Source organism: Litorilinea aerophila (assembly GCF_006569185.2).
In the GTDB taxonomy this organism is placed as follows: domain Bacteria; phylum Chloroflexota; class Anaerolineae; order Caldilineales; family Caldilineaceae; genus Litorilinea; species Litorilinea aerophila.
In genome coordinates this window covers 146,099-172,842 of sequence record NZ_VIGC02000013.1, presented here as the reverse complement: position 1 = coordinate 172,842, position 26,744 = coordinate 146,099, and the positions used below count along the sequence as shown (strand labels likewise).

13 protein-coding genes are annotated in these 26,744 nt (G+C 70.3%); all 13 read left to right on the top strand.

The window, feature by feature from the left end:
- Position 1: 1 nt before the first annotated feature.
- The 13 genes from FKZ61_RS12110 (at position 2) to FKZ61_RS12050 (ending at position 26,636) form a co-directional block, all read left to right on the top strand.
- Entirely contained in the window at positions 2–2,224 is a 2,223-nt protein-coding gene (locus tag FKZ61_RS12110; RefSeq protein WP_141610380.1) for a putative baseplate assembly protein, read from the top strand.
- The gene (locus FKZ61_RS12105) at positions 2,224–4,821 is read left to right on the top strand and encodes a phage tail protein (RefSeq protein WP_141610379.1); all 2,598 of its coding nucleotides are present in this window, start codon (positions 2,224–2,226) and stop codon (positions 4,819–4,821) included. Before FKZ61_RS12110 ends, FKZ61_RS12105 begins: the two co-directional genes overlap by 1 nt.
- A gap of 21 nt (positions 4,822–4,842) precedes the next feature.
- Complete coding sequence (locus FKZ61_RS12100; RefSeq protein ID WP_141610378.1) at positions 4,843–5,154, top strand: hypothetical protein; 312 nt, start codon at positions 4,843–4,845, stop codon at positions 5,152–5,154.
- 6 nt (positions 5,155–5,160) lie between these two features.
- A complete protein-coding gene (locus tag FKZ61_RS12095) occupies positions 5,161–5,355 on the top strand; it encodes a hypothetical protein (protein WP_141610377.1) in 195 nt (64 codons plus the stop codon).
- A 95-nt stretch (positions 5,356–5,450) separates the two neighbouring features.
- Positions 5,451–6,347, top strand: a complete 897-nt coding sequence (locus FKZ61_RS12090) for a hypothetical protein (RefSeq protein WP_141610376.1) — start codon at positions 5,451–5,453, stop codon at positions 6,345–6,347.
- 15 nt (positions 6,348–6,362) lie between these two features.
- Positions 6,363–8,288, top strand: a complete 1,926-nt coding sequence (locus tag FKZ61_RS12085) for a hypothetical protein (protein ID WP_141610375.1) — start codon at positions 6,363–6,365, stop codon at positions 8,286–8,288.
- Positions 8,285–12,376 (top strand): hypothetical protein, encoded by a 4,092-nt coding sequence (locus tag FKZ61_RS12080; RefSeq protein WP_141610374.1) that lies wholly within the window; start codon positions 8,285–8,287, stop codon positions 12,374–12,376. Before FKZ61_RS12085 ends, FKZ61_RS12080 begins: the two co-directional genes overlap by 4 nt.
- Before the next feature lie 20 nt (positions 12,377–12,396).
- Positions 12,397–14,331, top strand: coding sequence for a hypothetical protein (locus FKZ61_RS12075; RefSeq protein WP_141610373.1), 1,935 nt, complete (start codon positions 12,397–12,399; stop codon positions 14,329–14,331).
- Positions 14,328–16,349: an AAA family ATPase gene (locus FKZ61_RS12070; protein WP_141610372.1), complete on the top strand. Its 2,022-nt coding sequence runs from the start codon at positions 14,328–14,330 to the stop codon at positions 16,347–16,349. The genes FKZ61_RS12075 and FKZ61_RS12070 overlap by 4 nt, the downstream gene beginning before the upstream one ends.
- An 11-nt stretch (positions 16,350–16,360) precedes the next feature.
- The gene (locus FKZ61_RS12065) at positions 16,361–17,974 is read left to right on the top strand and encodes a hypothetical protein (protein WP_141610371.1); all 1,614 of its coding nucleotides are present in this window, start codon (positions 16,361–16,363) and stop codon (positions 17,972–17,974) included.
- Between the two features lie 31 nt (positions 17,975–18,005).
- Positions 18,006–21,131 carry an eCIS core domain-containing protein gene (locus tag FKZ61_RS12060; RefSeq protein WP_141610370.1) on the top strand — a complete coding sequence of 1,042 codons (3,126 nt, stop codon included), beginning with the start codon at positions 18,006–18,008 and terminating at the stop codon, positions 21,129–21,131.
- A gap of 85 nt (positions 21,132–21,216) precedes the next feature.
- A complete protein-coding gene (locus FKZ61_RS12055; RefSeq protein WP_211358530.1) occupies positions 21,217–25,941 on the top strand; it encodes an eCIS core domain-containing protein in 4,725 nt (1,574 codons plus the stop codon).
- Positions 25,938–26,636 carry a hypothetical protein gene (locus FKZ61_RS12050; RefSeq protein WP_141610369.1) on the top strand — a complete coding sequence of 233 codons (699 nt, stop codon included), beginning with the start codon at positions 25,938–25,940 and terminating at the stop codon, positions 26,634–26,636. Before FKZ61_RS12055 ends, FKZ61_RS12050 begins: the two co-directional genes overlap by 4 nt.
- The last annotated feature ends 108 nt before the right edge of the window (positions 26,637–26,744 follow it).

The window sequence follows — 26,744 nt, the reverse complement described above, 5'->3', positions numbered from 1 at the left end:
CATGCCCATTCGTCCGCCTGCCCTCGACGACCGCAGCTTCGACGACCTGGTCAACGAACTGCTCAGCCGCATCCCGGCCCACACGCCCGAGTGGACCCATCCCCGCCAGGGCGACCCGGGCCGCACCCTGCTGGAGCTCTTCGCCTGGCTGACCGATACGCTGCTCTACCGGGCCAACCTGATTCCCGAACGCCAGCGGCTGGCCTTCCTGCGCCTGCTGGACGTGCCCATGCGGCCGGCCCGGCCGGCCCGCACCCTGGTGGCCGTGGCCATGGACGACGAGCAGCAGACCCGTGCGACGACCATCCAGGCTCTGGCCAAAGTCTCCGGCCCGGTGACCTTCGAAACCCGCACCGAGCTCACCGTGCTGCCCATCCAGGCCGAGGCCTACTACAAGCGCCCCCTCCCCACCGATGGGGACAGCCAGCTCCAGGAGCTCCTCCTGGGCCTGCAGGTCCTCTATCGGTTGGGCGACCGCCGCCCCCAGCCCTACGTCACCACCCCGGTCTTTGCAGGCGGCGCGGCAGAAGCGACCGGCTTTGACCTGGTGGCCGATACCGTGGACCGCTGTCTCTGGCTGGCCCTGCTGGCGCCCACCCCGGATGGGGTCGAGGCCGTCCGGGAGAGCCTGGGCCGCAGCGACAGCGGCGGCCATCAGCTCCTCAGCGTGGGCGTGGTCCCCGCCCTGGAAGTCCCGGCCCTCTTCGCCGACATCGGTCCCCGGGCCCGCATCCCCCACCTGTGGGAGGTGACAGGCCTCGACCCGGTCAACGGCCGCACCCAGTACCACCCGCTGGACGTGATCGCCGACTCCACGGCCGGCCTGACCCGGCCTGGCGTCCAGCGGCTGGCGTTGCCTGCGGCTCGCTTCCTGGCCGCGCCCGGCAACGATGTGCGCAGCGAGCCGCAGGCCGGTGTAGGCGACCAGCCACCCCGCCTTGACGATCCCAAGAGCGCGGCGCGGTTAGTCACCTGGCTGCGCCTCCGGCCCCTGGTCCCCCTCCAGAGCCTGGCCCTGAGCTGGGTGGGCATCAACGCGGTGGAGGTGGAACAGCGCCAGTCCATCTTCAACCGGGTCGTGGGTCAGAGCAACGGCCGGGCCGACCAGGAGCTCCAGCTACCCGGCCGCTCTGTCGAGGCGGAAAGCCTGCAGCTCCAGGTGGAAGAGCCGGGCCTGGGCTTCCGGGCCTGGCGCCAGATCGACGACCTGGCCCTGGCCGGCCGGGATGACCCGGTCTACCGCCTGGACAGCGAGGCGGGCACGGTCCGCTTCGGCGATGGGGTGCGGGGGCGCATCCCGCCCCTGGGCGGCCGCATCCGGGTGGGCCTCCTGCGGGCGGGCGGCGGCCAGGTCGGCAACGTGCCGGCCGGCTCCCTGAACGCCATCACCGCGGTAGATCTCCAGGGGCGCCCCGTTCCCAAACTCAAGGTGGCCCAACCCCTGCCCGCCACCGGCGGCGAGGACGCCGAAACCCTGGAGGCCGCAGAGCAACGCATCCCGGCCCTCTTCCGCCACCGGGATCGGGCCGTCACCACCGACGACTATCGTCGGCTGGCCGCCGAAACACCCGGCGTCCGCCTGGGACGGGTGGAGGTGCTGCCCCGCTTCCGCCCCCAGCAGCGAGACCCCAACGCCACCGGTGTGGTCTCGGTGATGGTGTGGCCGTTGAAAGAGACGCCCACGCCGCCCAACCCCCGGGCGGACCGGCCCACCCTGGAGGCCGTCCATGCCCACCTGGACCAGCGGCGCCCCCTGGCCACGGAGCTCTACGTCATCGGCTGCGAGTACGTGCCCCTGGGCGTGAGCGTGGGAATCACCATCGCCGACGGCGCCGGCCAGGAGACGGTCCTCAACGGCGTGCGGGAGGCCCTGCGACGCTTTCTCTGGCCCCTGGGCGGCGGCGGCCCCCTGGGCAACGGCTGGCCGCTCAACACCCCGGTGCGGGACCGGGAACTGGAAGTGGCCGTGGCCCGGGTGGAGGGGGTGCGCGGGGTGCGCGGAGTGCGCCTCTTCCGGCGCCAGGGCGATGACTGGCAGCCGGTGGCCGGACCCAATCCCGGCCTGCCCCAGGAAGTGGCCATGGCCCGCTGGCAACTGCCCGAGCTCCTCTCCCTGGTGGTGGTGGCCGACGTGGATCCCCCAGGCGATCTGAGCGGCGTCCCCAATCCCTTCGCCGCCGACACCGCCGTGGCCGTGCCCGTGGTACCGGAGGTCTGCTACTGATGGACGCCAATGGCCTGCGTTTCTGGATGCTGGCAAACGAGGATGACTGGGCGCTTCCGGGCGCGCCGCCCCAACTCCACTACGATCGGGAGCGACGGTCCCTGCGGCTGGCCAGCCAGCGGCTCGGGGATCCTCTGGGCGCGCCCCCCGGGGATGATGCCGAGGTCGAGGCCCTTTCCCGGCTGGAGCAGGTGCCCGCCACGGTGGATGGCTTCGGCACCTGGGCCTACTGGGATCCCCTGGCCGAGGCGATCCAGGTGGCCTGGGCAGGCCCTGGCGTTTTGACCCTCTTCAAGCCGCCGCTGTCCGGTACCCCTACGGACCTGGCCGTGGGCCACGATGGCGTGCTCTATGTGGCCATGGCAGGCCGCCTCCTCCTCTACGACCTGCACCGCCTGTGGCGCCCTGTAACCCTGGCCGCACCTGGCTTCGACGCCTGGCGCCTGGCGGCCGACCCCCGGGGTGGCGTCTGGGTGCTGGACCGGACCCACCGTCGCCTGGCCCGGGCCCAGGGCCTGCCCTTGCCCGAGCGCCCCTACGCGGCCTATGCAGCCCAGGTTTTCCGGCCCTGTCCTGAAAACCCGAACCCGCCCCGACTCACCGTCCTGACGGACCTGACCTGGCCCGACGACGAAACGCCCGTGGCCATCGACTGCAGCCCCCAGGGCCAAGTGGCGGTCCTGAGCTGGCGGACGGGGCAGGAAGCGCTGGTGCGCCTGCTGGCGCCCGGGAATGCAGAGCCCCTGGGCTGGTACAAAGCCGTCCGACTGCTGGGGATGCAGCACCCGTACAGCATGGCCTGGGCCGCCGAAGGCCACATCGCGGTCCTGTGGGCCGGGACCCCGGCAGAGGCGCCGGTCTACCCCGTGGATGCCCTCCCCGTGGGAGAGGAGAGCCCTGCCGTGCTCCCGGTTGGGGACTTCTACCCCCTCCAGCAGCATGACGGCGGCCCGTTCTTCAACGGCGTGACCCTCCCGCCCCACTATCCTACCCGGGAGGCCGGCACCCTGGCTCCCCGGCCGCTCCACCGGCTGTCCTTGCCCGCCTTTGCCCCCCAGGGCGAAGCCACCGGCCGCCTCCCCCTGGACAGTGGCTCGCCCCAGACCATCTGGCATCGGCTCTACCTGGAGGCCCACTTCCCGGCCCGGGGTGGCATCCAGGTCTTCCTGGCGGCGACCGACGATCCCCTGCCGCCGGCGGATCCAGCCCAGTGGCACGAACACCGCTTTGGCCCCCTCTTCGCCGACAGCCACCGGGATCGGCTGCCCCAGGGCGCCTGGGTCTCGTGGCCGTCTGAGTTGCCCTTTCACCCCGGCCTGATCCGCTGCCCTCGCCGGCCCGGACGGGCGGGGCTGTTTACGGTGCTCATCCAGCGCAGCGGCAGGCGGGTGCGCACCCTGCGGGGACGCTATCTCCACGTCCGGGTGGCTTTGCAGGGCGACGGCCGCACCACCCCCGAGCTGTGGGCGCTGCGGGCCTACGGCTCCCGCTTCTCCTACGTAGAGCACTACCTGCCGGCCCTCTACCACGAGGATACCTTCAGCCCGGAGGCGGACGAATCCCTGGCGCCGGGGGAATCCAGCACGCCGGCCGATTTCCTGGAGCGCTTTCTGGGCAACATGGAGGGCATCCTCACCCCCCTGGAGGACCGCATCGCCGCCAGCTATCTGCTCACCGACCCCCGCACCGCGCCCGAAGAGGCGCTGGCCTGGCTGGGCAGCTGGATCGGCGTCACCCTGGACACCGCTTACGGGCCGGACCGCCAGCGGGCCCTGATCGCCCGGGCGCCCGAACTCTACCGCCGGCGAGGCACCCTGGCCGGCCTGGCCCTGGCCCTGGAGGTGGCCACGGGCGGCGGCGTCTCTGGCGGCGAGATTGTCATCGTGGAGGACTGGCGGCTGCGGCGCACCTTTGCCACCATCCTGGGCGCCGAGCTCTCGGGGGCCCAGGATCCCCTGCTGGCCGGGCTGACGGTCAGCGGCAATTCCTATGTGGGCGACACCCTTTTTCTGGGCGATGCCGCCGTGTTGGAGGAGCCCGCCCGCCAGGAGTTCCTGGCCCTCTTCCGGGTGGATCAGCTGGCGGATGAAGGCGAGCGGGCCACCGTCCAGGCCTTTTTCGACCGGCTGGCCCATCGGGTCACTGTGTTGGTGCACCAGGATGTGACGCCCCAGGATCTGGGCCTGATCCGTCGCATCGTGGCGCTGGAGACGCCGGCCCACGTGGAGGTCAAGGTGCTGGAAGCCAGCATGTCCCTGCTGGTGGGGCTGGCCTCGCTGGTGGGCGCGGACACCTATCTCGGCCGGGCAGAGGATGGGCGGCTTCCTGGCGGGCCGCGGCCGGGCGAAGGCAGACAGCGCCTCCCCCGATCCGTGGGCACCGCCGGGGGGCTCTCCCTGGGGCGACCGGCCAGCCTGGATCCCAGGCTACAAGGGGGAGCCCTGCCCGCCACCCCCATGGGCATCCGGCCGCCCCAGGCCCACGTGGCGCCCGTCCCGCCCACGCCTGCGGGCACCCCGTTTGTGCTGGATGCCAGCGGCTCCTGGGCGCCGGCAGGCCGACGCATCGTCCGCTACATCTGGCGACGAGTGGAATAATTCCTGAATCTGGAGGATCTCATGCCCAAGTTTGAAATCGGAGTACCCGTTCCCACCACCGACGCCAAGGTCGAGGTGGAAGTAGACGCCAACGATCCCCTGCGCCCCGGCCGATACATCTTTGAGCTGCAGGTGGTGGACGACGACGGCAACGTCTCGGCGCCGGCCCAGGCCGTGGTCACCATCACCGACCCGGGCCCCACCGCGGTCATCGAGGCACCGTCTGAGGTGCCCTTCGGCGAATCCTTCGCCCTCAGCGGTGAAGGATCGTTCGATGTGGCCGGCGGTACCATCCGAGAATATGTCTGGACCCTGGTGAATGTGGAGCGGTAGGCGACCATGCCCAGGTTTGAGCGGGACCAGCCCATCCGCACCCGCTTCCCCCGCGTCGAGGTGGAAGCGCCCACCCGGCCAGGACGCTACCACTTCCAGCTGGTGGTGGTCAACGACCGGGGCCAACGCAGCGCGCCGGCCCGGGCCGTGGTCGTGGTCCGGGAGCGGCCCGGCGACACAGATCCCACGCCGCCTCCGTAGGGCCATGAGACACGAGAGGCAGCCCCGGGTAACCATCCGGGGCATGCCCGTCTACCCAGGCCTGAAGCAAATCCGCAGAAGATGGGAAGGGAATGATGAGCACACGGGATGATCCACTGGTGCGCCCACGGGAGACCCCCCGGCGACTTTTCTACGCCACAGGAATCCTGCTGGACGCCGACGATTTTACCGACGAACAGACCTATCACCGGGGACGGCTGGCCCGAGCCCTGGCCTATCTCCACGGCCACGGCACGGTCGCCGGCCTGCGGGTGGACTGGGAAGCAGCCCTGGCCCCCGGCGAGGACCCGGACTTTCCCGATGGCCGGGAGGAGCAGCTCCTGGTGCAGCCCGGGCTGGCCATCGACCGCATCGGGCGCCTGATCGAGCTGCCCCGGCCCGCCTGTATCCGCCTGGATCGCTGGTATCAGGCCCAGGATGCGGAGGCCCTGCGCCAGGGACTACACGGGACGCCGGTGGCCGGTGTGACCGTGGGCGACGGCATCACCATCGACGAGGCGGTGGTGGTGGACCTCTTCGTCCGCTTCACCGTCTGCGAACAGGGCAAAACCCCGGCCTTCGCGGCCGGGCCCTACAACGCCCTGGACGCGGTCATGCCATCCCGGCTCCAGGACGGCTACGAGCTGGAGCTGGTGATCCGGACCGAGGCCGACCCGCCCCTGCCCCAGCCCCTCTGGCCGGACCTGGCCGCGGTCCCCCCGGCGGACCGGGCCGGCGCGCTGCGCGCGGCCATCCTGCAGGCCTGGCGGGAAGGCACGGCCTTCACCGACCTGGGCGGGCTGACGCCCCTGCCCGAGCATGCCCTGGGCCAGGATCCCACCGCGCTCTTCCTGGCCCGGCTGCTGCTGCCGGCCACCGCGGCTGCATCGCCTGCGCCGCCAATCCGGGGAACGCAGCCTGTCCAGGTCGGCAATGACGCCCGCCCGCTGGTTTACCCCAGCGGTGCCCTGGCCCGCTGGCTGGGCCTGTGATCAAAGGAGGCAACCATGTTTGACACCACCCAAGTCCCCGCCCGCGAGCGGATCGACAGCGTGGAGGTCCCGGCACTGCTCAACAGCGGTGTCCTGATTGGGGACGACCTGCGGCGGCGGCCCCTCTACTTCAACGGCCGCTTCCTGACGGCCGAGGATCTCACCCGGGAGCAGGTCTACTTCCTCAGCCGCCAGCAGGATCTGGGCCACGCGGGCGGCCAGGGCGTGGTGGACGGCCTTTGGGTGCGCCAGGGAAGCGCCGCCGGCCGGATCCACATCGACGCCGGCCATGGCATCACGGCCCTGGGCGAGAGCGTCCTGCTGACCCAGGGGGTGGAGGTCGACCTGACCGATGTCCCGGAGATCCAGCGTCTGGATGCGGCTTTTGGCCTCCTGCGCCTGCCGCGGGAGCCCGCCCGCAATCTCACGGGCCTGTACATCGTCGCCCTGCGGCCGGTGGAGTTCAGCGCCAACCCCATCGCCTCCTATCCCACCTCCCTGGAAGCCAAACGGACGGTGGAGGATAGCGAAATCGTGGAGGCCACCGCCATCACCCTGATCCCCTTCGCGGACAACGCCGGGGCCGGGGGGCTGGCGGTGGCACCGGGCCGACGTCGGAGCCTGGTGGCCGCCCAGATCTTCGGCGACAGGCCCCAGGTCTCCCCAGCCCTGGATGGCAGTGCTCCGGGTACCACCGGCGCCCTGCCCCTGGCCATGGTGGCCCTGAGCAACAACGTGGTCCAGTGGATCGACAACTACCTGGTGCGCCGGGACGTGGGCGCTGGCTTCCCCCTGGGCCAGGGCGACGTGTTGGGCCTGGGGCTGCTTCCTCGGGCCACCCGGGAAGCCCATGTCCTGCAGTACCACGAGCAGCTGGATGAACTCCTGGCGGACCGGGCCGCCGCGGACGCCGACCAGCACATCAGCGCGGCCGACTACTTCCAACTGCTGCCGCCCGTGGGCCGTATGCCCAAAGGCGCGGTGCGGGCCGCAGATTTCACCCAGATCTACTTTCCCGTAGGCGTGGCCGCGGACCTCACCATCGTCCCGGACGATGAGCTGGCAGCCCTGGTGGAAGAGAGCCTCCTGCTGCCGGCCATCGACCTCTCCCTCTCGGCCGAGGAGCAGGCATCCACCTCTGTGCTGGTGGTGATTCCGGTGCCCCGGCCCCAGGTGCGCCGTCTGCAGCAACAGCTGGGCACCCTCTCCCGCAGCCTGCGGCCGGTCGCGCCCAACCTGCGGGCCACCTTCTCCCCCCAGCAGGCCCTCTCCACCCTCAAGTCGGCCGCCCTGACCCAGGCCGCGCCCGTGGAGACAACCCGCAGCGAGGCCGACGTGCTCTGGCAGGCTCTGCTGGACAACGCATCCACCCTCTGGTACGTGCGGCAGCGCAACCTCACGGGCCGGGCCGCACCCGGTGGCCCCCCCGTTGCCGTGGAGCTGACGGCCGATGAGCGGGAACGAGAGCGAAATCTGGTCAACCGGCTGCGGGAGTTCGGCCTTACCACCCGTTTCGGCAACCTGCGGCGCCGGGGCACCGCCCTGGCCGACGCCGAGCTGATCACCACCCTGGCGGCCCCCCGCTTCACCACCTCCCGCACCCTGCTGGACGCCGCCATCCGGGAGTTGGAAAGCCGCTCTCAAGGGACACCGGGCATCGACCGGGCTGCCGTCCTGGCCGTGACCGAGCGGTTCGCCGACGTGGAGCTGGGCGAAGGGATCCGCCGGCTGGAGGCAGCCAACCCCAACCTGGCCAGCACCACCCTGTCCCGGAGCCTGGCTCAATCCGGCCGGGTTCCCGAACTGGATCGCCTGGCCCGCCTGACGCCCACGCCCCGGCTGCCCGCCCTGGCCGAAGAGCTGGAAGCCGTCATCCGGGCCGGCTCGCCCCAGGACGTGGCGGAGTTTGTGGACAAAATGCTAAAGGAAGTGGCGCCATGAAAGTCAGACCGCTGGCCAACCCCATGGAAGGTGAACGGATCGTCGGTGTCCAGCCTAAGATGGCACCCCAGGTGCAGGAGGGGGCAGCCGCGCCGGCGGTGCGGCACCGGATCCGCTTCTACCCGGGCCGGGCCCTGAGCGACATCGCGCTCACGGTGGAGCAGCAGAACCGGGCCGGACGCCTGGCCTTGCTGGGCCAGGCCTTCTCCCCCGGGGTGATCCACGGGCTGGAAGTCGCCCTGGAGCGCACCGGCAGCGCCGCGTTCTACCACGTGGCCGTGGGGCGGGGGCTGGCCGCCAGCGGCGAGGATGTGAAGGTGGTACGCAACCTGCGCATGGATGTGCGCGCCGTGCCCGTCTACGCGCCGGTGGCCCTCCTGGCAGGCGAAGCGCCCCCCGCCGGGGATCCCCCCCTGGCCCGGGTGGGCGAACCCTTGCTGCCCCGACGGCTGGGCCCCTCCCTGGGAGAGCTGCTGGATGAAGGCATCCCGCTGCCGCCGGCCGGGGTGCTGGTCCTGCAGCCGGTGGTCAGCGAAGTGGCGGCCCGCTTCGATCCCACCGACCCCTGCCCGGTGGAGCCCGGCGACATCGCCTTCGAGGACTGGCAGACGGTGGATGGCTGCCGGCTGGTCTGGTATGCCTGGCCCGAAGAGTGGAAACCCCTGCCCCTCCCCGGCGACGGATGGCGCAACCGCCTGGCCCACACCATCTTCGAGGCGGAGCGCCTGGCGTTCTTTGGCAAGATCTTGCCCTGGGAAAGCCTGGGTGTACCCATCGCGCTGGTGGGCTTTGACGACGCCTGGCAGCCCCTCTTCGTGGATCGCCACGCGGTGGTGCGGGAGGGGGGACAGCGGAAGGCGCGGCCGCCCCTGGTGCCGGACTCGGGCACGCCCTTCCTCTGGCAGGCCCGCATCCAGCAGTTCATCCAGCAGGTGGCCGAGGCAGTGGCCACTGGCGCGTCCCCGGAGACCCTGCGCCAGGAGTTCCACTACCTGCCGCCCGCCGGCCTGTTGCCCCGCACTGCGGTGGAGGCCAGGGAGGCTCGCAACCACTTCTTCCCGCCCGCCTACACCGTGGACGCCGTCCCCATTCCCCTGGAGCAGTTGGAACTGGCCACCGCGGAGAGCGCCTCCCTCTCCCCCTTCGACCTCTCCGTACCGGACCGGGTGCGGGTGCTGGTGCCGGTTCCCCAGAAGTGGTTCGACCCGCACCTGCTCCAGATCGAGGCGGTCAGCCCGGAATTTCAACAGGCCATCGACCAGTTCGTCCAACGTCGGGCCCGATGGCTGCGCCGGCGGCTGGACGTGCGGACAGTGGCCACTGCCCTGTTCCAGGCCATCCACGGCGAACCCCTCACCTTCCCCGACCCGGATCCGGATGCGCTGGAAGCCGAGGCGATCGCGGACGACGGTGTGGATCCCAGCGTGCCCGAATTGGCCGAGCCGGAGCTGCCCTACGGCACCCAACCGGCCCCCCAGGGCGATAGCAGCCGCCTGATGGTCCTGGCCGTGGAAGCCCTGCGGGACTACCTGCGCGACCAGACGCCCCTGAAACATGTGACCGTGGTCTCCCTGCAGGGCGCGCCCCAGGGCATCTTTCCCCTGGCATTTCCCCCTGAGCTGGCCGGCCGCATCGAGTACAGCGAAATGGGCCACAGCCTCATCTTCCACGGCCGGATGACCGACCAGGAGTTCGAGCTCCTGGTCAATTTTGGCAACCTGGGGGAAATCGCCGCCTTCCTGGGGCGGCTGTACGAAGAGAGCCAGAACGACGAGCTGTCGGAGCTGGATCGCCTGGGGCTGGAGAAGTTCATCCTCTTCCTGGAGGCCAAAGTCCGCCAGGCCAATGACCAGGTGGACCTGGGCTTCGTCCGGGCCCAGACCAACATCTACCGCCTGCGCCACCTGATGTGGGGCACCCTAGATGCCAGCCGCCTGGCCACCTCCCCGGCCCTGGCCGCCATCGCCACCGAAGAATCCGCCCGGACCACCAAGGAGGGCATCCAGGAATATCTGAACAAGGTCAAAAGCCAGACACCCGAACCCGACCCGGAGTTTCTCCAGCGCTTCCTGAACAAGGTGAAGAGCCCCAGCAGCGGGGTGGGATTCAAGCCCGTGGGCGCCCCCCAACCGGTCAGCGCGGTGGCCTTCACCTCGTCCGAATTCCTGGGCGCGGGCACCTTCCGGGAGCGGGAGCGCGCCGGGGGCGGCCTGGTGGTGGACCGGCTGCTGCGGGAAGAGGGGACGCTCACCGGGGTCACCGAAGCCACCACCGTGGAAGGACGCGTCACGTCCGGCGGCCTGGCGGAAAAGGCCACCGCTTCTGTGGAGAAAGTCAGCGAGCGGGGCGTGCTCTTCGGTGGGGCCGAGGCCGTAGCCGGAGCCAGCAAGGAAACCATCGTGGAGCAGCCCTCCATCGTGGGCAACGCCTACGACTTCCGCACCGTCACCGTGGCCGAGCGCATGAAGATCCCGCCGGCCAACGAAGCCAAGGCGGCCTCGGTCGCCGCCAAGTTCGAAGCCGTCGTGGGCATCGCCGACCTGGGCATCCAGGTGGACGACCTGGTGGTCAGCCGGCCCCGCTTCAACGCCCAGGGCGAAGAGGTGGCACCGGCCCGAACCTTTGCCGACTACCGCCGGGAAGGCTTCCAGGTCATCCTGGACGACCCCGACCCGGAAGACGCGGACGAGGCCCGCTACTTCGCCGCCTCGGTGGATGTGTTGGACGACCTGGTGGCGGCCCTGCGCCGGGTGGAAGGGCGCATCCGCCAGTACAACCAGGCCATCGAGCGCTGTCGCCAGACCCTGGCCCAGGTGCAGGCCCTGGCCGTCCAGGCGGACCGTCGCCTGGCCACCATCGGCAACCGGCTGGCCGAAGCCCGCCACGACGTGGCGGTGGCCCGGGCCCTCCTGGCCGAGGAGACCCAACGGGTCCAGGCCATCAACGCCCGCCGGGACCAGATCCTGGCCGAGCAGGTCACCTTCCTGGCCTTCCATCGCCCCCGGCTCAGCGAAGCCCGACTGGAGATGCCCACCCGGGTCATCGACTCTGGCCTGCGGGAGGCGCCCCTGCCCGCCTGCCGCCGGCGAACCCTCACCCCGCCGCCGGAACTGCGTCGCCTGGTCAGCCTCCTGCGCCAGACGCCGCTCCTGTGGTACCGGCGGGCCCCCAGCCTGCTGGAGCGCCTGGGGCGGCCGGAGACCCTCTGGCGGACGGTGCAACGGGCCAGCCTGCGGGCACAGCAGGAGGCACTGATCGTCCAGGAAGCTCCAGGCTACGACCCGACGGCCGGTGGCCTGCTGGCGGGCAGCCTGGAGAAGATCCTGGGGGCCCAACAACAGAAGGTCAGCCAGATGATGGTCACCAAGGCCCAGTTTACCGTCAGTGCCCTGGCCGATCTGAGCTGGCAGCAGACCGTGGAACAGGCCCGGCTCGTTCTCTCGCTGGGGGATCTCAGCGACGCGGACCACGGACACGCGGACGTGGCCCAGGAGGCCACAGCCCACCTGGACGAGATCGCCCAGACCGCCACCTGTCTGTACGGCCATTTCGGCGACGTGTCTGCGGCCATCCGGCTCAACTGGGCAGAACGACTCAGCCAGTTCGATGCCCCCGTCCGGCTGGAGGATCTCTCCATCCTGCCCCGGTGGGGCGAAGTCGACCGGCTGGCCCGTCGGGAGATGCAGGCGCTGGTGGACTGGCTTTACGACAACATCGACCGCCGCCAGCCGGACGCCCTCGGCCTGATGGACGACCTGGTGCGGGTCTGCATCCTCCTGGCCAGCCATGCCCCCGTCCACCAGATCGTGGCCGGCCGCGTCCAGCAGCCCACCCGGGCCCAGGTGGGCACCCGGGTCAAGGTGGCCGTCCAGCCGGGCAAGGTGGCCATCGGCACGCCGGCCCTCATCTACGCCAACAACCAGGTGGTGGCGGAAGCAGTGGTGGACGACCTGTTGGGCGGCCAGGCCGTCACCCGGGTGATCAAGACCCTGCACGCCAACATCCAGATCGACCAGGGGGCGTCCGTTCACTTCGGCGGGCTGGAGGCGCTCCAGGGCAATGCCCTGACCGCCCGGGTTGGGTTTTGAGCAGTCAAATGGGAATCGCCATGGATCCATCTCCGCCGCGCCGGGTGCGCACCCTGCGTCTGAGAGCCCCCCGCGAGCCCCTGATCCGGCGGGGCGCCATCTTGCTGGCAGACGCGCTCCATACGGCTACCCTGCCCGGTGACGATGCCCGCCTGTGGGTGGTGCGACACCTGGACGTGGGCGCCATCCACCCCGGAGAAAGCTCCGCCGCCCTGGCCCTGCGGGTAGAGGCCCGGCTCCGCCAGGTGACCGTCCAGGCCGTCCATGGGAGCCGGCCCGACGGAGAGCGCCGCCCTGCCGTCTACTTCCGGGACGAGCTGGAGCCGTACATCCTGCTGGCCCGGCACCTGGCCCAGGGCGGCACGGCCAGCGCCTGGTACTGGCCCCGGGCCATCCGCCCCTGGGATCCCCGCATGGCCACGGCCGCGGGGTTGAGCCTCCTGCTGGCGGGGGCCACCGGCACCCGGGTGGGGCCGGTCGGCGCCCTGCACCTGGTCCGGGCCCTGCTGGAGGCGAACTGCCTGGATCCCCTGCTGGCCTGCCTGACTCCACTGGACGGAGACGCCTGGCTGCGGCGCTTTGGCTGGGACTGTGCCCCCCGCCGGTTGCCCCCTGGGCGCGACCCCGGTCATGCCCTGTCCTGGCCGGCCCCACCTGCCAGCCTGCCCGGCCAGGACGCGCTGATCCGCTGGGCCAGGCAATGGGGCCTGGAGGACGCCCGTACCCGCTGGCTGGCCGCCGGGCTGTGGACGCTGGCCAGCACCTGGGCCGGAACCTGGCTGCTGGATCCTGGCGGCCTCATGGCCCAGGTGGGCCAATGGCTTCAGGCCCGGGCAGGCGAAACCGGCCAGGCTGCAGCCCAGGCCGGGACCCCAGACCAGGCTCTCCCGCCGGCGGCCGGCCGGCCGGAATCCCTCCGCCGTGCCCAGGACGGTCTGGAGCCAGTTGACTCGGAGGCGGCGGAGGCCAGTCAGGCTTCCGACCGGCTCCACAGGGAGGGCCGCCAGCCGAGTCTCCCCCCCGCATCGGCGCCCGCCCACGCCCCTCGAGGACAGCCGTCCGCGCGCCAGGGCCAGGAGGCGGAAGCCCCGAGGGCGCGACCACCAGCCGGGTCGGAGCTGGATCCTCCACCTGTCCCCGGAGAGGAGGATGGCCGGCAGGCAAGCCGGTATGCGGGACGGCTTTTCCTGCTCAACGTCCTGAACCGCCTGGCCTTCGGCCCCTGGCTGGCGGAGCATCCGGCGTGGCTGGCCGGCCACTTCCCGGCCCACCTGTGGCACCACCTGGACCGACGCCTGGACCTGGATGGCCAGGATCCCCTGCTGCTCGCCCTGGCGCCTCCCCTGCCAGCGCCCGCCCAACTGGCCGACCTCGGGGACCTGCACTTCGTGGCGCCGGCGGCCTGGCGGGCAACAGTCTGCCGGGGCGAGGGGCTCCAGCTGCGACGTCTGGGACCGACAGGCGAAGTCCGACTCCTGCGGGACGGCTCTGGCCGCCTGTCCCTGGCCACCTGGCACGGGGACCCACCGCCAGAAGTGCCAGCCCGCTTCGGCCCGGTGCCCGAAAACCCGGACCGGGTCAGCCGCGGACTCGGGGCTTCCGCCTCCCGGCTGGACTTGGCCTGCCAGGCGTGGACGCTGGCCATCCGCCGCTGGCTCTGGGGCTACGCCCGGCTGGGGCTGGCGGAGACGGTGAAACGGCCGGGCTACATTGCGGCCACTCCCACCCACGTGGACATCTATTTCCCCATCCGAGACACGGATCTGGCCATCCGCAAGGCCGGCCTGGATCTGGACCCGGGCTGGGTACCGTGGTTCCAGCGGGTGGTCACGTTCCACTACGTAGACGACCCTGTGGACGACGATGCCCTGCCTGGGGGCTTTCTCCGCCTCGCCGGCGACGGAAATCCATCCGGTCCCCCGGAGGGCACAACTGGAGGAAGAGGACGCCCATGACCATTGCCCCCACCGAGCAGGCTCAGCGCCAGAGTAGTGCCGGCCCGTTGCCGGATCAACCGCCCAGCCAGGGCACTCCTTTGCTGCGCCATTTCGCCCTGGCGGCCCTGGCCGACCGCCTGTACGAAACCCTGGCCGACCGCCCCGATCTGCCGGAGCATCAGTTCCTGCTGGATCAGCTAGCCGTGGTGCAGGCCGCGCCCGGTGGGCATGGGGACTGGGTGGAGCGGCTGGCTACCGCCCTGCGCCGGCCAGCATCCGCCGACCTGCACCTGCTCCACCTGGCCCAGACCCTCCAGCTCACCGTCTTTGAGCTGTTGACCGTGGCCTTGACGGCGGCGGTGGAAGACGAGGCCATGGTGGGCCGGACGCTGGCCCACCTGCAGACGCCCCTGGGCGGTTCCCGGCCTACCCTGGGCCTGTTGGCCACCGCCTTCTCTTCCCTGCTAGATGCGACCACCCATCCCATCCACCTGCTGATGACCGGCGCGGCCGTGCAGAGCGGCCTGCTGGAAGTGCTGAACGCCAGCGCCCCCTGGACAGAGCGCAGCCTGCGGGTGCCGCCCCACCTGTGTCTGGCCATCCACGGCCACGATGGCCTGTACCCCGGCGCGACCATCGGCGTGGCGCTCGAGGGGCTCCCGCCGCTGCCCCCCTCCCTCCGGCGGGAGGCCGCCCAGCATGCCCGGGGGCTGGCCGCGGGCCGGCAACTTCTGGTCATCCGCACCAATGCCCTGGCCGAAGGCAAAGCCGCCGCCGCCTGGATCGGGGAGGAGCTGGGCCGGCGTCCGGTCTTTCTCTCCGAGGAGCGGCCGGTGGGGCTGAGCCCCTGGCTGATCCTCCGGGAGCTGCTGCCCGTCTTTTTGCTAGAGTTGGCGCCGGGCCAGCGGTATACCCTCCCGCCGCTCCCCTTCTACCCGGGCCCCGTCCTGGCCCTTTGCGGCCCAGACGGAACGGTGGATGGTGAAACCATGCCCACCCTGCGCTGGTCCTTGTCCGTCCCGCCGCCGGCCGAGCGCCGGCAACTCTGGCAGATGGCCCTGGACAACCCGGACGAGGCGCTGGTGGATGAGCTGGCCCGGCACTACCGGCACGGCAGCGCGCGCATCGCCGAGCTGGGTCACCTGGCCCGGCTGCAGGCCATCCGCCGGGGGGCAGAGCAGCCCGAGCGATGTGATGTGCTCCATGCGGCCCGCAGCGGCGAAGGGGGCGGGCTGGATGCCCTGGCCCAGTTGCTGCCCGACAGCATCCCCGACGAGGCCCTGGTCACGCCTCCCACCCTGCAGCAGGAACTGGAACGGTTGCTCCTCCGTTGCCGGGCGCGGGATGGGCTGGTGGAGGGCCTGGGCCTGTCGGCTGTGGCCCGCTATCGGCCGGGGGTGTGCGCCCTCTTTGTCGGCCCTTCGGGCACGGGCAAGACCCTGGCCGCCGGCTGGCTGGCCACCCGGCTGGGCCTGCCCCTCTACCGGGTGGACCTGGCCGCGGTGACCAGCAAGTACATCGGCGAGACGGAAAAAAACCTGGCCCAGCTCCTGGCCCGGGCCGAACAGGCGGAGGTCATCCTGCTTTTCGACGAAGCCGACTCGCTCTTCGGCAAGCGCACCGACGTCCAGCAGGCCAACGACCGCTTCGCCAATGCCCAGACCAACTACCTGCTCCAGCGCATGGAGGCCTATGACGGCATTGCGATCCTGACCAGCAACAGCCGCACCCGCTTTGATCCGGCCTTCACCCGCCGCCTGGATGCCATCATCGAGTTCGCCGTGCCCGGCCCCCAGGAGCGGCGCGCCCTCTGGCTGGCCCATCTGGGAGAGCACCATCGCCTGCCTCCCCAGGATCTCAACCGGCTGGCCGCGGCTGCGGATCTCACCGGCGGCCACATCCGCAACGTGGTGCTGGCCGCGGCGGTGCTGGCCCAACAGACGTCACGGCCCATCGAATACCGGGATATCCTGGAAGGGTTGAAGGCCGAATATCGTAAACTGAACAAACAGATGCCGGTAGTATTGAAACCATAGCGGAACCTGCCATGGCCGATGGACTGCTGCCGGTGGCGCCCGAGAAAAAGGGCTGGCCACCCCAATCCAACAAGGAGACCCGACCCGCAGAGCGGGACGTACCTGCCCGCGCGGGGACGCCCCTCTTTTTGCAGCGCGCGCCAGGACAGGCCCCAGCGACTGGTACCGACGTGGGCCAGGCATCGACGGATGTCCCACCGGAATCCGCGGCGGAATCCCCCCTGTACGACACGGTCTACCAGGAATTTTGGTCCCTGGTGGCGGGGCTGGCCATGGCCAACCAGCAGGCGCCCACGGTCACGCGTCAGACGTGGGGCGAACAACTGGGGCGGGAACTGGGCGAACTGGGCGGGCCGGGCGAGCGCAGCGACGCAGAGCTGGCCCAGCTCCTCACCCGGGCGCAGGGATACCGGGCCCAGATCAAGAAGTTCAACGAGGACGCCCAGCTCTACTGGGGCGACCTCATCGAGCAGGCCCGGTGGGAGCTGGAGCGGCTGGAAGGCCGGGATGACCCGGCCGACGTCAAGGCCCGGGAGGTGCTGGCCCGGGAATTTGCGGCCACCGAGAAGCGGGTGGACGACGTGGGCGACTTCCTCGTCCGGGAGGATCTCACCCAACTGGAGTACATGCTGGAAAACCGCACCCACCTGGAGCGGGGCCTCCAGATGGCACAGCGGATGGCGGACCTGGACACGCCAGAAGAGCCGGACACCGGGGGCCAGGATCCCGGCTTCATCCTCTCGGTGGTGCTCTGCTACCTGGGCATCCCGCCCTCTTTGTGGAAGACCGTCACCGAAGAGCTGCTCCAGGCCGTCTGGGAGGAGTACCGCGAGACTTACGACGAGGCGGCAGCCCAGGAGAAGTTCCGTTCCTACCGCCGGGCCTTCTATGCCTATTCGCCCTTCAAAATTCTCAAGCTGGTGTTGACCTTCGCGGTGCAGGGTAAGATCGGGATCATCCCTGTGCGCAGCGAAGCAGCCCGGCGGTTACAGGCTCAGATCATGAAGCGGCTCATGGCCTACGGCGCCACCGAGGCCGGCATCAAAGCGGTGGAGGCGGTGCTACGCAAGGCGCTGCTCATCGTGGAGCTGGCCTTCCTGGGCGGCTGCATGCTCCTGGCCTTTGCGGAAAAATTGGGGCAGGCGGTGCTGGCGCTCATCGAAGGAATGGTGAAGGGCATCGAAATCACCATGGAGTTTGGCCGGATCATGGGCGGGTTGGGCCGGGGCATCCTGGAGCAGATCTTCCTGCAGCCCCTGCTGGTGGCCCGGGCCACCCTGGATCCCGCCAACTGGCAGTTGAGCACGGTGACGCCGGGACTGGCCAGGGACCTCCAGGAATTCGGCCGGGCCATCTGGCAGGAGATCGAAGGCGATGACCTGGACACCCTGTTGGCCAAGCAGGATCTGGCCATCGAAGACTACCCCCTGGATCGGGCCCTGCTCCAACGGGTGGTAGACGGCATCAACGCGGACATGGCAGCCTGGGGAAGCGGACAGCAGCTCACCCTGGAGGAAGTAAGCGCCATGACACCCCTGGCGCTGGTCCGTTTTCTCCACAGTCAGAAGCTGCTGACTTTTGTCGCCCATCCGGAGACCATCGCCGACGAGCTGTTGGGCAGGTGAGGGGAAATCCCCAGAAAGTGCTGACAGATCCTTGGAAGCCACCTTCGCGGTTGAAAAAAAGCCAGAAAAGCGCCCCACTCCGGCCCCCCAGGCGGATCCCGCGCCCCAGGCAGCCAAGGACGCCATCGTGGGTACGGCGGTCGGCACGCCCCTGTTCCTGGTGCAACGGCAGTGCGCCACCTGCTCGGGGGACGACGACACCCTGCTCCAGCCCGCGCTGGCGGTCAACGAGCCAGGGGATGTCTACGAGCAGGAGGCGGAGGCCGTGGCGAACCTGGTCATGCGGCAGCCGGCGGCAGGGAGTACGCCCACCGTCCGCCGCTGCGCCTGCGGCGGCGCGCCCAGGGGGCACCCGCCCCCAAGCAGCGGACCCGACGCCGAATGCCCCGCCTGCCGGGCCCGGCGCCTGTCCCTCCAGCGCCAGGCCCAACCCTCCGGACCGGGACGCGCCCCAGCCTCGGTGCTGCCCCAGGGCGGCGGCCACCCCTTGCCCACAGCCACCCGCCGCTTCTTCGAACAACGCTTCGGCCAGGACTTCTCCCCCGTCCGCATCCACAGCGACAGCCAGGCCGATGCGCGGGCGCGGGCGGTGCAGGCCCGGGCCTTCACCGCAGGCCGCGACATCGTCTTTGCCGCCGGTCAGTACGCACCGGAAACAACGGCCGGACAGCACCTCCTCGCCCACGAGCTCACCCACGTGGTCCAGCAGGGTGTCAGCCGCAACACGCCCCAAATCCAGCGGGCCCCTCCTGCAGGCATGACCAGCCCCGACGCGCCGGCCAGTGTGGTGGCGCCGGAACCTGTCGCCTCGAGCAGCCCCGGCACAACCGTGGAATTCGAGGGACGCACGTTATCCGGTAGCCCCAGCCAGATCCGCAGCGTCCTCTGGCCCATTTTTCAGGATCAGGGAGCGGCCGAGCTGGCCAACTTCCAGCGCCGCTTTACAGAAAGCATCGAGGCCGACCGGCGGGAGATCCAGCGGCTCCAGGCAGAGGAGTCCCGTCAGCGGCGGTTTGAGGAGGAATACAACCGGAATCCCGGCGACATTCCCGGCGGCGTGCCGTGGAACCCGGACATGTATGCCAATCTTCAGGGGCAGATTCGCCAGATCGAAGCCCGAATCGCAGCCAAGGAGCGCATCCGGCCCATCCTGGGGGCCCAGGCTGAGCGGGTGCGTAACGAGCCGACCATCACCCCCGGCGATCTGGAGACCATTGGCCGTCTACAGGGAAGCCATAGCCTCTACAACGCGGTGGATGCCTACCGCACGGCGGCCCGCAATCTCAGCATGGCCCGCACCCTCCGCTCGTCTGCCCGGGATCCGGCCATGGCGGCCGAGTCCATCTCCTACCTGGAGGATCAGCTCCGGGCCCGGGAAGGGGAGATGCAGCGTCTGTTGTCGGAGCAGGGTTTCGCCAATCTCGACGACTTCACCCGTGCCGTCACCAGCTTCGAGTCGTTCTTCCAGCGCTATGCCCTGCAGACCGCCTTCGCCATGCTGGCGGAAAACGAACAGCTGGTACAGGCCGAACAGACCCGCTACGGCGGTGCTGTGGAGCGTAATCCCGACGTCACCCGACTCCACAGCGAGCTTGCGCCGGTCCGTATCCATGCAGGGAGGGCGCGCACGCTGCGCCGGGACTCCATGATGGCCCAGATGGGGCCGGGTATGGCCGCGGGCGCGGGCGATCTGCGCCGGGCCGACCGCGCCATCGCCCTGGCGGCCGAGGCAGCGGCCGAGGAGCAGCAGGCTCGTGCCCAGCTCCAACAACTGGGGCAGCGATACCCAGTCCTCCTGGATCCTTCCATCAACCTGGACGATCTGACCCAGGCCAGCCCTCAAGCCCTTCAAAGCCTGGTGCAGAACACCGCCGGCGACCGGCTCTCCGACATTGCCCGGGCCCGCACCCTCCTCACCGAGGATCCCGAGGCCATCTGGGAAGCCGAAGGAGCCCTGGAGCGGGCGCGCCAATCCCTGGGCATTCGCCCGGGCACCGTTTACCACGCCATCATCGAGGACAAGCTGCGCGCCATCGAGCACCGCCGCATGATCCGAGACATTTTCCTGGCCGCGCTGGCCATTGGCTTTGGCCTCCTCACCGGTGGGACCGGTACGGTCGCCGTGGTCGGGGCCGTCGGCGCGGCCGCCGTGGGGGTCACTACCGCTGCGCTCCATGTCCAGGAGTATCGGATGCGCCAGGCTTTCGTCGGCAGCGCCTTCGACCGGGCCAGAAGCCTGTCGGCCAACGAGCCCAGCCTCTTCTGGCTGGCCGTAGATATCGCCGGCGCGGTGTTGGACCTGGGCGCGGCGGTTCAGGCCTTCCGCCGCCTGGCCCCCCTGGCTCGGGCTGCGGCCAGCGCTGCGGGCGAAACCCGGGGCGCGGCCGCAGCGGGCGAAGCCGCCGTGACCAATCTGCGCCGTGAGGGGAATGCCATTCAAGAGGGCCTGGGCGACCGGCTGGCGGCCAATGCCCAGCGCGCTCGCAGCGATCAGGGCTTCCTGGAGACGACCCGCCGGGCCACCTCCGAACTCTCGCCCACTGAAGTGCAGCGGGAGCTGGAGATCGCCCAGCGGTCGGGCGAACGCCGGCTGCTCAGCGGCAACGACTACGTGGAGGAGATCGCCCTGCCCAACGGCCACACCTGGCGCCGCACGCCGGACGGCCGCTGGTGCCGCTTCTCCAGTGGTCCCCTCTGTTTCCTCCTGGGCGAAGGCCCCGAAGCCGGCTTGGTTCGGGAAGTGGGTCGGAGTACCGCCGGCATTCGGGATACCGAGGCAGACGCCGCGCGCGCTGCCTTGCGCGGCAACCTGGGCACTGCGCCCTTCGATGGCGCCCAGGCCCACCACATCGTCCCCCTGGAACTGCGCAACCACCCCCTCATCGACGAGCTGCGCCGCAACTACGGCTGGGATATCAACGGGGCGACCAATGGCATCCACCTGCCAACCCGACCAGGGACGCCTGGCGCCGGCACCCGGGCAGTCCACGCCGGTTCCCATCCCCGATACAGCAGCATGATCGAATCGCGCCTGGATCAGCTCTACCAGCAGTGGCGCTACGGCCAGGTGTCGGACAGTCAGTTGCTGCCCCAATTTGAGGCCATTGTAGGCGAATACCGCGCCAGATTGGTCAGCGGCACCCTGACCCTGCGCTGATAGCAGCAAGAGATGAAAGCCGGAAAGGGCGCTGAGCCGGCCCAGCGGGACGGGCCATGATGAAGTGATGTGAGGGAAGCGCGCCATGGAAAGCAAGGCCACAACCCAACACCAGGAAAAGCAACAGGCCCACGCCGCGCCTGCGCCGACAGCCGAACCTCAGGCCATGCTCCCTCCGGAGGTCGGCGCGCCGGCGGGCGTGCCTGCCTTCCTGGTGCAACGGCAGTGCGCCACCTGCTCGGGGGACGACGACACCCTGCTCCAGCCCGCGCTGGCGGTCAACGAGCCAGGGGATGTCTACGAGCAGGAGGCGGAAGCCGTGGCGAACCTGGTCATGCGGCAGCCGGCGGCAGGAAGCACACCCACCGTCCGCCGCTGCGCCTGTGGCGGTATCCTGCCCCCAGGCAGCGGACCCGACGCCGAATGCCCCGCCTGCCAGGCCCGGCGCCTGTCCCTCCAGCGCCAGGCCCGGAACCGTACCCAGGAGGCTCCCGAAGGGCGAGCGCCGACCACGGTGTTGCCCCAGGGCGGCGGCCACCCCTTGCCCACAGCCACCCGCCGCTTCTTCGAACAACGCTTCGGCCAGGACTTCTCCCCCGTCCGCATCCACAGCGACAGCCAGGCCGATGCGCGGGCGCGGGCGGTGCAGGCCCGGGCCTTCACCGCAGGCCGCGACATCGTCTTTGCCGCCGGTCAGTACGCACCGGAAACAACGGCCGGACAGCACCTCCTCGCCCACGAGCTCACCCACGTGGTCCAGCAGGGGGGGCAACGCCGTCGCATCCAGCGGGACAACGGCGGGACAGAGAGCGCCACGGACGCGCCGGCTCAGCCCACCACTACGACCACTGCGGCAGCGCCCGTGCGGGCCGGCATCTCCGTCAGCATGACGGGCATCATCTTCCTGCCGGCAGCCGGCTCGGTCTTCCGGGCCGGTACCAAGGCCCGCCAGGGCCTGGAGATCGCCCTCTACCGCCTGGTGGGCGGCCAGTACACGGAAGCCGTGGCCGATGAACTCTACCAGAAGGCCACGGCCTCGGGCTGGGGCGGCCTGGGGGGGCTGGCCGGGGAAGCCACCGGCGGCGAGCCCATCGAGAGCTTCGGCATCCCCCTGCGGGAATCCCTGCTGATGCTCACCTGGCTGGAGAAGACCAAAAAGCTCCAGGTCCACCTCTCCGACAGCCAGCGGGATCTGCTGCGCTATGGCGCGTTCACCCAGGCCGCCTGGGCCGACCTCACCAATCCCGATGTGACCGGCGAACTTCAGGGAGGGCTGCCCCGTTGGTTCGATGAAGCCCTCTTCCGCCAGCAAATGGCCAGCCACATCGAGCTGCTCCGCCGCTACATCGACGCGGTCACCACCCTCCACGCGGACCCCACACCGGCCAATCGCGCTCCGGCCATCCGAACCCTGCAGGAGATGCTGGACACCTTCAGCGAGAGCAGCGGCGTGCTGGAGGCGATCCGGGATGACGATGCCCTCATCGGCCATCCCGGCTACCAGCTCCTCTGGCCCACGCCCCGCCCCGCCGACCTGCCGGAGGGAACGGAACCGACGCCGGTGAAGGCCCCGCCCGACCGGCCGCCCAACCCCAACCTGGCCTCGGCCTTCCTCTCCTTCACCCACAGCCAGGAGGCGCTGGTCGCCCAGGCGTACAACGACGGCAGCGCGCGCCAGCAGCTGTTGGATCGCTTCACCCGCTTCATGGCCCGCAGTACCCTGGGTCCCGGTGAAGGCGACCAGCAGATCTCCGACCGGCCGGGCACGGCCAACGCGCCGCCCTTCCCCGCCGTGCTCAGCGTGTCGCCGCCCCTCTCCGGCCCACCCGGCGCGCCCCAGTTTGAGGCTTCGGCCGAGGCCGACTACCGCTTCATCATGAGCATCCAGTTTCCCGACGTCTTCTCCGCCTTCCAGACCTACTACTACGAGTGGAACTACGTGCGGGTCCCCGATGAGCGCCTGGGCCAGCCCGTGGACTTCGACGAGCTCAATCCCCAGGAGCCTTCCCGCTGGGACGTGGCGGCGCGGCGCTTCCGCCGGGCCGGGCGCTACGCCGCAGAGGACGTGGAGACCGTTTTCAGCGAGCTGGGGCCCTTCGGTGTCGGCGCCACCAGCCTGGTGGCGGCCAACGCCATCCTGCGCTTCATCGGCACGGGCATCCGTCTGGGCATCGAGCTCCTGACCATGCCCAGCAGCGAACGGAGCATCGCCTTTCCCGGCCCCGGCGTCTACGTGGTGCGCAACAAGGCCATCCCCTACACCCGGGATGGGGCCGAACTGGTGCGACCGCCCAGCGTCGCCTACCACCCGGTCATCGTGCGGGATCCGGTGGAGCTGGTGGAAGACCGGGTGCGCCAGGATGCGGCCGTGGCGGACCGGGACTTCCAGCGCATGCAGGAGCTGCGCAGGCTGTTGATGGAGCCGGTCTCTTATGCCGACGAAGACAAGATGCGGGCCGAGCTGGACACCCTGGAGCGATCCCTCAGCTCGGTGGGCGGCGCGCTGGAGGTCCAGCGGGAGCGGCTGGTGGAGTATCGCAACTCCCTGCGACCTGGCAGCCCGGAGCACCGCCAGGCCGAACAGCAGCTCGAGCGGCTGGACCAGATCATCGCGGTGCGGGCCGCCCGGGGCGAAGGGCGAAACCTCACCGGGGCCGAGCCCTTGATCGCCAGCTTCATCAGCGACGAAGGGCAGTCCATCCGCCTGACCCTGGAAGCCCTCTACCAGGGCGAGCAAAACGGCCGGGTCACCTACTGGGTTTCTGACCTGACCACGCCCAACAGCTCTCAGGATACCGGTGTGGGTGCCAACCGGGCCGAGGCCATCATGGCGGCGGTGGAGGGGATCCTGCGGGGTCACGGCGGCTATGGCCGGGGCTACGTGGCCGTCCAGATCGACGGTCAGACCCACAGCCGGCGCATCACAGCCAGCCTGGGCAACCTCTTCATGGAGGCGCTGGAAAATATCACCCTGGCCCTGTCGGTGGCCCTGGTGGTGGCCGCGCCCTTCACCGGTGGCGCCACCCTGGCCCTGCTGCTGCCGGTGGGGGCCATCGGGGCCATCCCCTCGGCCTACCGGCTGATCAACCGGGCCATCGACGACACCCTCCGCTTCGACATGGCCACGGTCATGGATGTGGTGAACATCGTGGGTGGGCTGGCCGGCCTGGGCCATGCGGCCACGCCCCTGCGCATGGTCACCCTGGGCCGGGCCTTCATGATCATGGGTCTGGGAGCCGACGGCCTGGGCATGCTCCTGATCCCGGTGGGTGTGGTGGCCCAGATCATGGAGCTGGAAGGGCTGCCGCCGGGCGAACGCTCGGCCCGCATCATGGAGATCCTGGGCCAGGCCATGCTCAACGTGGGCATCATGGCCGGCGGCGCGCTGGCCCAGCGAGCCCGCCAGCAACACATGGAAGCCCACGGCCGCAGCAGCCTGCCGGAGACGACGGGCCGGCGCCCGGGCGAGGGGCCCCTGCCCGGCGAAGAACGGGTTCCCCTGCCCGAGACACCCCGGGTTCCCGTGGAGGAAGGGACACCGGGGAGCCGCCCCGCGCCGGACGTCTCCACGCCGGCGCCCCATGTGGGCAACCCGGAGGCGCCCCCCGTCCTGCAGGCCACCACCCGCGACGGCCTGGCCACCATGAAGTTGACCGAACAGGGCCGGCTGGTGCTCTGTAGCTCGCCCTGCACCTTCCTGGAACAGCTTTTCGGCCGGGAGCTCTCGGTCAACGAGTCCCTGCGCATCGAGCACGACAACATCGTCCGCAGCCTGGAGCGCCAGATGCGCCGTGCGCCCCAGAACCGGGACCAGGGGGTGCTCTGGTCCCTCTTCGAGCGGGGGCTGCGCCTCCAGGAACAGCTCCAGAACGCGCAGCGGGTTTACCGCACCACGGTGGAGCCCAGCCGGGTCAACTTCCCCGGCCACGTGGACACCCTCAACAACCTTCAGGCCACCCTGGCCCACATCGATCCGGGCGATCCCCAGCTGAGCCAGAGCCGGGTGCACCATGCCGAGGTGCTGAATGACGTGGCCCGCCTCCAGAACCAGGAGGGGCGCATCGCCGGCTTCGAGGATTGGCTGCAGCGGGCCAGCGGTCCGGCGGAACGGGTGGCCACCACCCACAGCCGGGCCCAGGAGCCGGCCGAGATCAACGCCACCCGGGAGGCTGCCCGGGACGTCAACCGGCTGTTGGGCGAGCTGTACGAAGCCCGCCGTCTGGCCGAACAGTACGGCAATGACCCGGATGTGGTCATCCGCATCGGCCAGGATGGCACGGTGGTGGATCCCCTCACCGGAGAGGCCCGGCGCTCCTTCGACATCAGCATCGAGCGACGCGGGCCCGGAGGCGAGACCACGGTGGAGCGGCGGGTGGAGGTGCAGTACGCCGGCCCGGTGGCGGGCGTCACCGACCTGCACACGGGCATCATCCACGGCGCACAGAAGATCGCGGCCGAGGTGGCCGCGGGCCGCGCCCCCCGGCCGGCTGAGGCGCTGGAGTCCACGGTACAGATCGAGTGGCCGCCGGCTGGACGGATGCGCAACATCGAATATGATATAGACGGCTATTACCGGGTCTACGACCAGCGCGAGCCCAACCGGGTACGCCAGACCGGCTCCTTGATGCAGGATCTGGTCTATGGGCGCAACGGACTCAACACCCCCGGTTTCGACCCCCGGGTTCGGCAACTGTCGGTGATCCACATCATCGACCAGAATGGCCGGCTGATCTGGCGGCTGCGCAACAGCGCGCCGGGACGTCCGGCGTGGTATATCGACTACGTGATCCCTGCGGAGAGTCGCCCATGACCTACTTGCTTGCCGACAGCGGCGAACGGCTGACCCTGCGCCGGCCAGCCGGGCCGGACAGCCTGGAAACAGCCGGTCGGGTGGCGGTCACCCTCTGGCCGGTGGTGCGGCCCCTGGCCGTTGACCTGTGGCTGGCCTGTGCCCGGCCGGAGACGGGGGAACTCTGGCCGGAGGGAGAGCCGCCCACGCCCCGGCGTCACATCCGTCAGGAACCGGCCCCCATCCCCATCGAAAGCTGGGCTGGCAGCGAGCCCCAGATCACCCGGGTACCCAGGTTGACCCCTGCCGGGCTGGTCGCCTGGCTCCAGGAGGCTGGCCGGCAGACCGCCGACTGTCACCCTGCCCTGGAACGTCTTCGGGTTGACTATGCCGCGGCCCGCCTGCCCACCGACCAGGTGCCACCCGACGGGGAATTTATCCCGGTACGGGATGGATCGACGTATCAGCAGGTCCCGGTCTGGGTAGACGGGGAAGAGGTGTGGGTAGCCGGCCCCCAGCCCGGGCGGCTTCTCTTTCCGCCCATCTTCTATGCCCTGGCCCACGAATGGGGCTGGCTGCAACTGGACATCTGGGTCACCTGGGGCGACCTCTGGACCCGGCCGGGCTCGGCGCTGGAGGCGGCCCTGCAGGAGTTGGTGGACCAGGGCTGGGAGGCAGAACGGGGGCCGCCGGGCTTTCGCCTGTCGTCCGACTAATGCACGGTGCCCTGCTGCCCGATTGTCCGGCCAGGAGACCGGACCTACAGCATGGCCCGTCATCCGTAGGTCACACATCCCTGCGTGACAGAGCCGCACGGCACCCTG

Excerpts from the sequence above, each read along its gene's own strand:
- FKZ61_RS12110 (WP_141610380.1), top strand. The coding sequence starts at position 2 with ATGCCCATTCGTCCGCCTGCCCTCGACGACCGCAGCTTCGACGACCTG.
- FKZ61_RS12105 (WP_141610379.1), top strand. The coding sequence starts at position 2,224 with ATGGACGCCAATGGCCTGCGTTTCTGGATGCTGGCAAACGAGGATGAC.
- FKZ61_RS12100 (WP_141610378.1), top strand. The coding sequence starts at position 4,843 with ATGCCCAAGTTTGAAATCGGAGTACCCGTTCCCACCACCGACGCCAAG.
- FKZ61_RS12095 (WP_141610377.1), top strand. The coding sequence starts at position 5,161 with ATGCCCAGGTTTGAGCGGGACCAGCCCATCCGCACCCGCTTCCCCCGC.
- FKZ61_RS12090 (WP_141610376.1), top strand. The coding sequence starts at position 5,451 with ATGAGCACACGGGATGATCCACTGGTGCGCCCACGGGAGACCCCCCGG.
- FKZ61_RS12085 (WP_141610375.1), top strand. The coding sequence starts at position 6,363 with ATGTTTGACACCACCCAAGTCCCCGCCCGCGAGCGGATCGACAGCGTG.
- FKZ61_RS12080 (WP_141610374.1), top strand. The coding sequence starts at position 8,285 with ATGAAAGTCAGACCGCTGGCCAACCCCATGGAAGGTGAACGGATCGTC.
- FKZ61_RS12075 (WP_141610373.1), top strand. The coding sequence starts at position 12,397 with ATGGATCCATCTCCGCCGCGCCGGGTGCGCACCCTGCGTCTGAGAGCC.
- FKZ61_RS12070 (WP_141610372.1), top strand. The coding sequence starts at position 14,328 with ATGACCATTGCCCCCACCGAGCAGGCTCAGCGCCAGAGTAGTGCCGGC.
- FKZ61_RS12065 (WP_141610371.1), top strand. The coding sequence starts at position 16,361 with ATGGCCGATGGACTGCTGCCGGTGGCGCCCGAGAAAAAGGGCTGGCCA.
- FKZ61_RS12055 (WP_211358530.1), top strand. The coding sequence starts at position 21,217 with ATGGAAAGCAAGGCCACAACCCAACACCAGGAAAAGCAACAGGCCCAC.
- FKZ61_RS12050 (WP_141610369.1), top strand. The coding sequence starts at position 25,938 with ATGACCTACTTGCTTGCCGACAGCGGCGAACGGCTGACCCTGCGCCGG.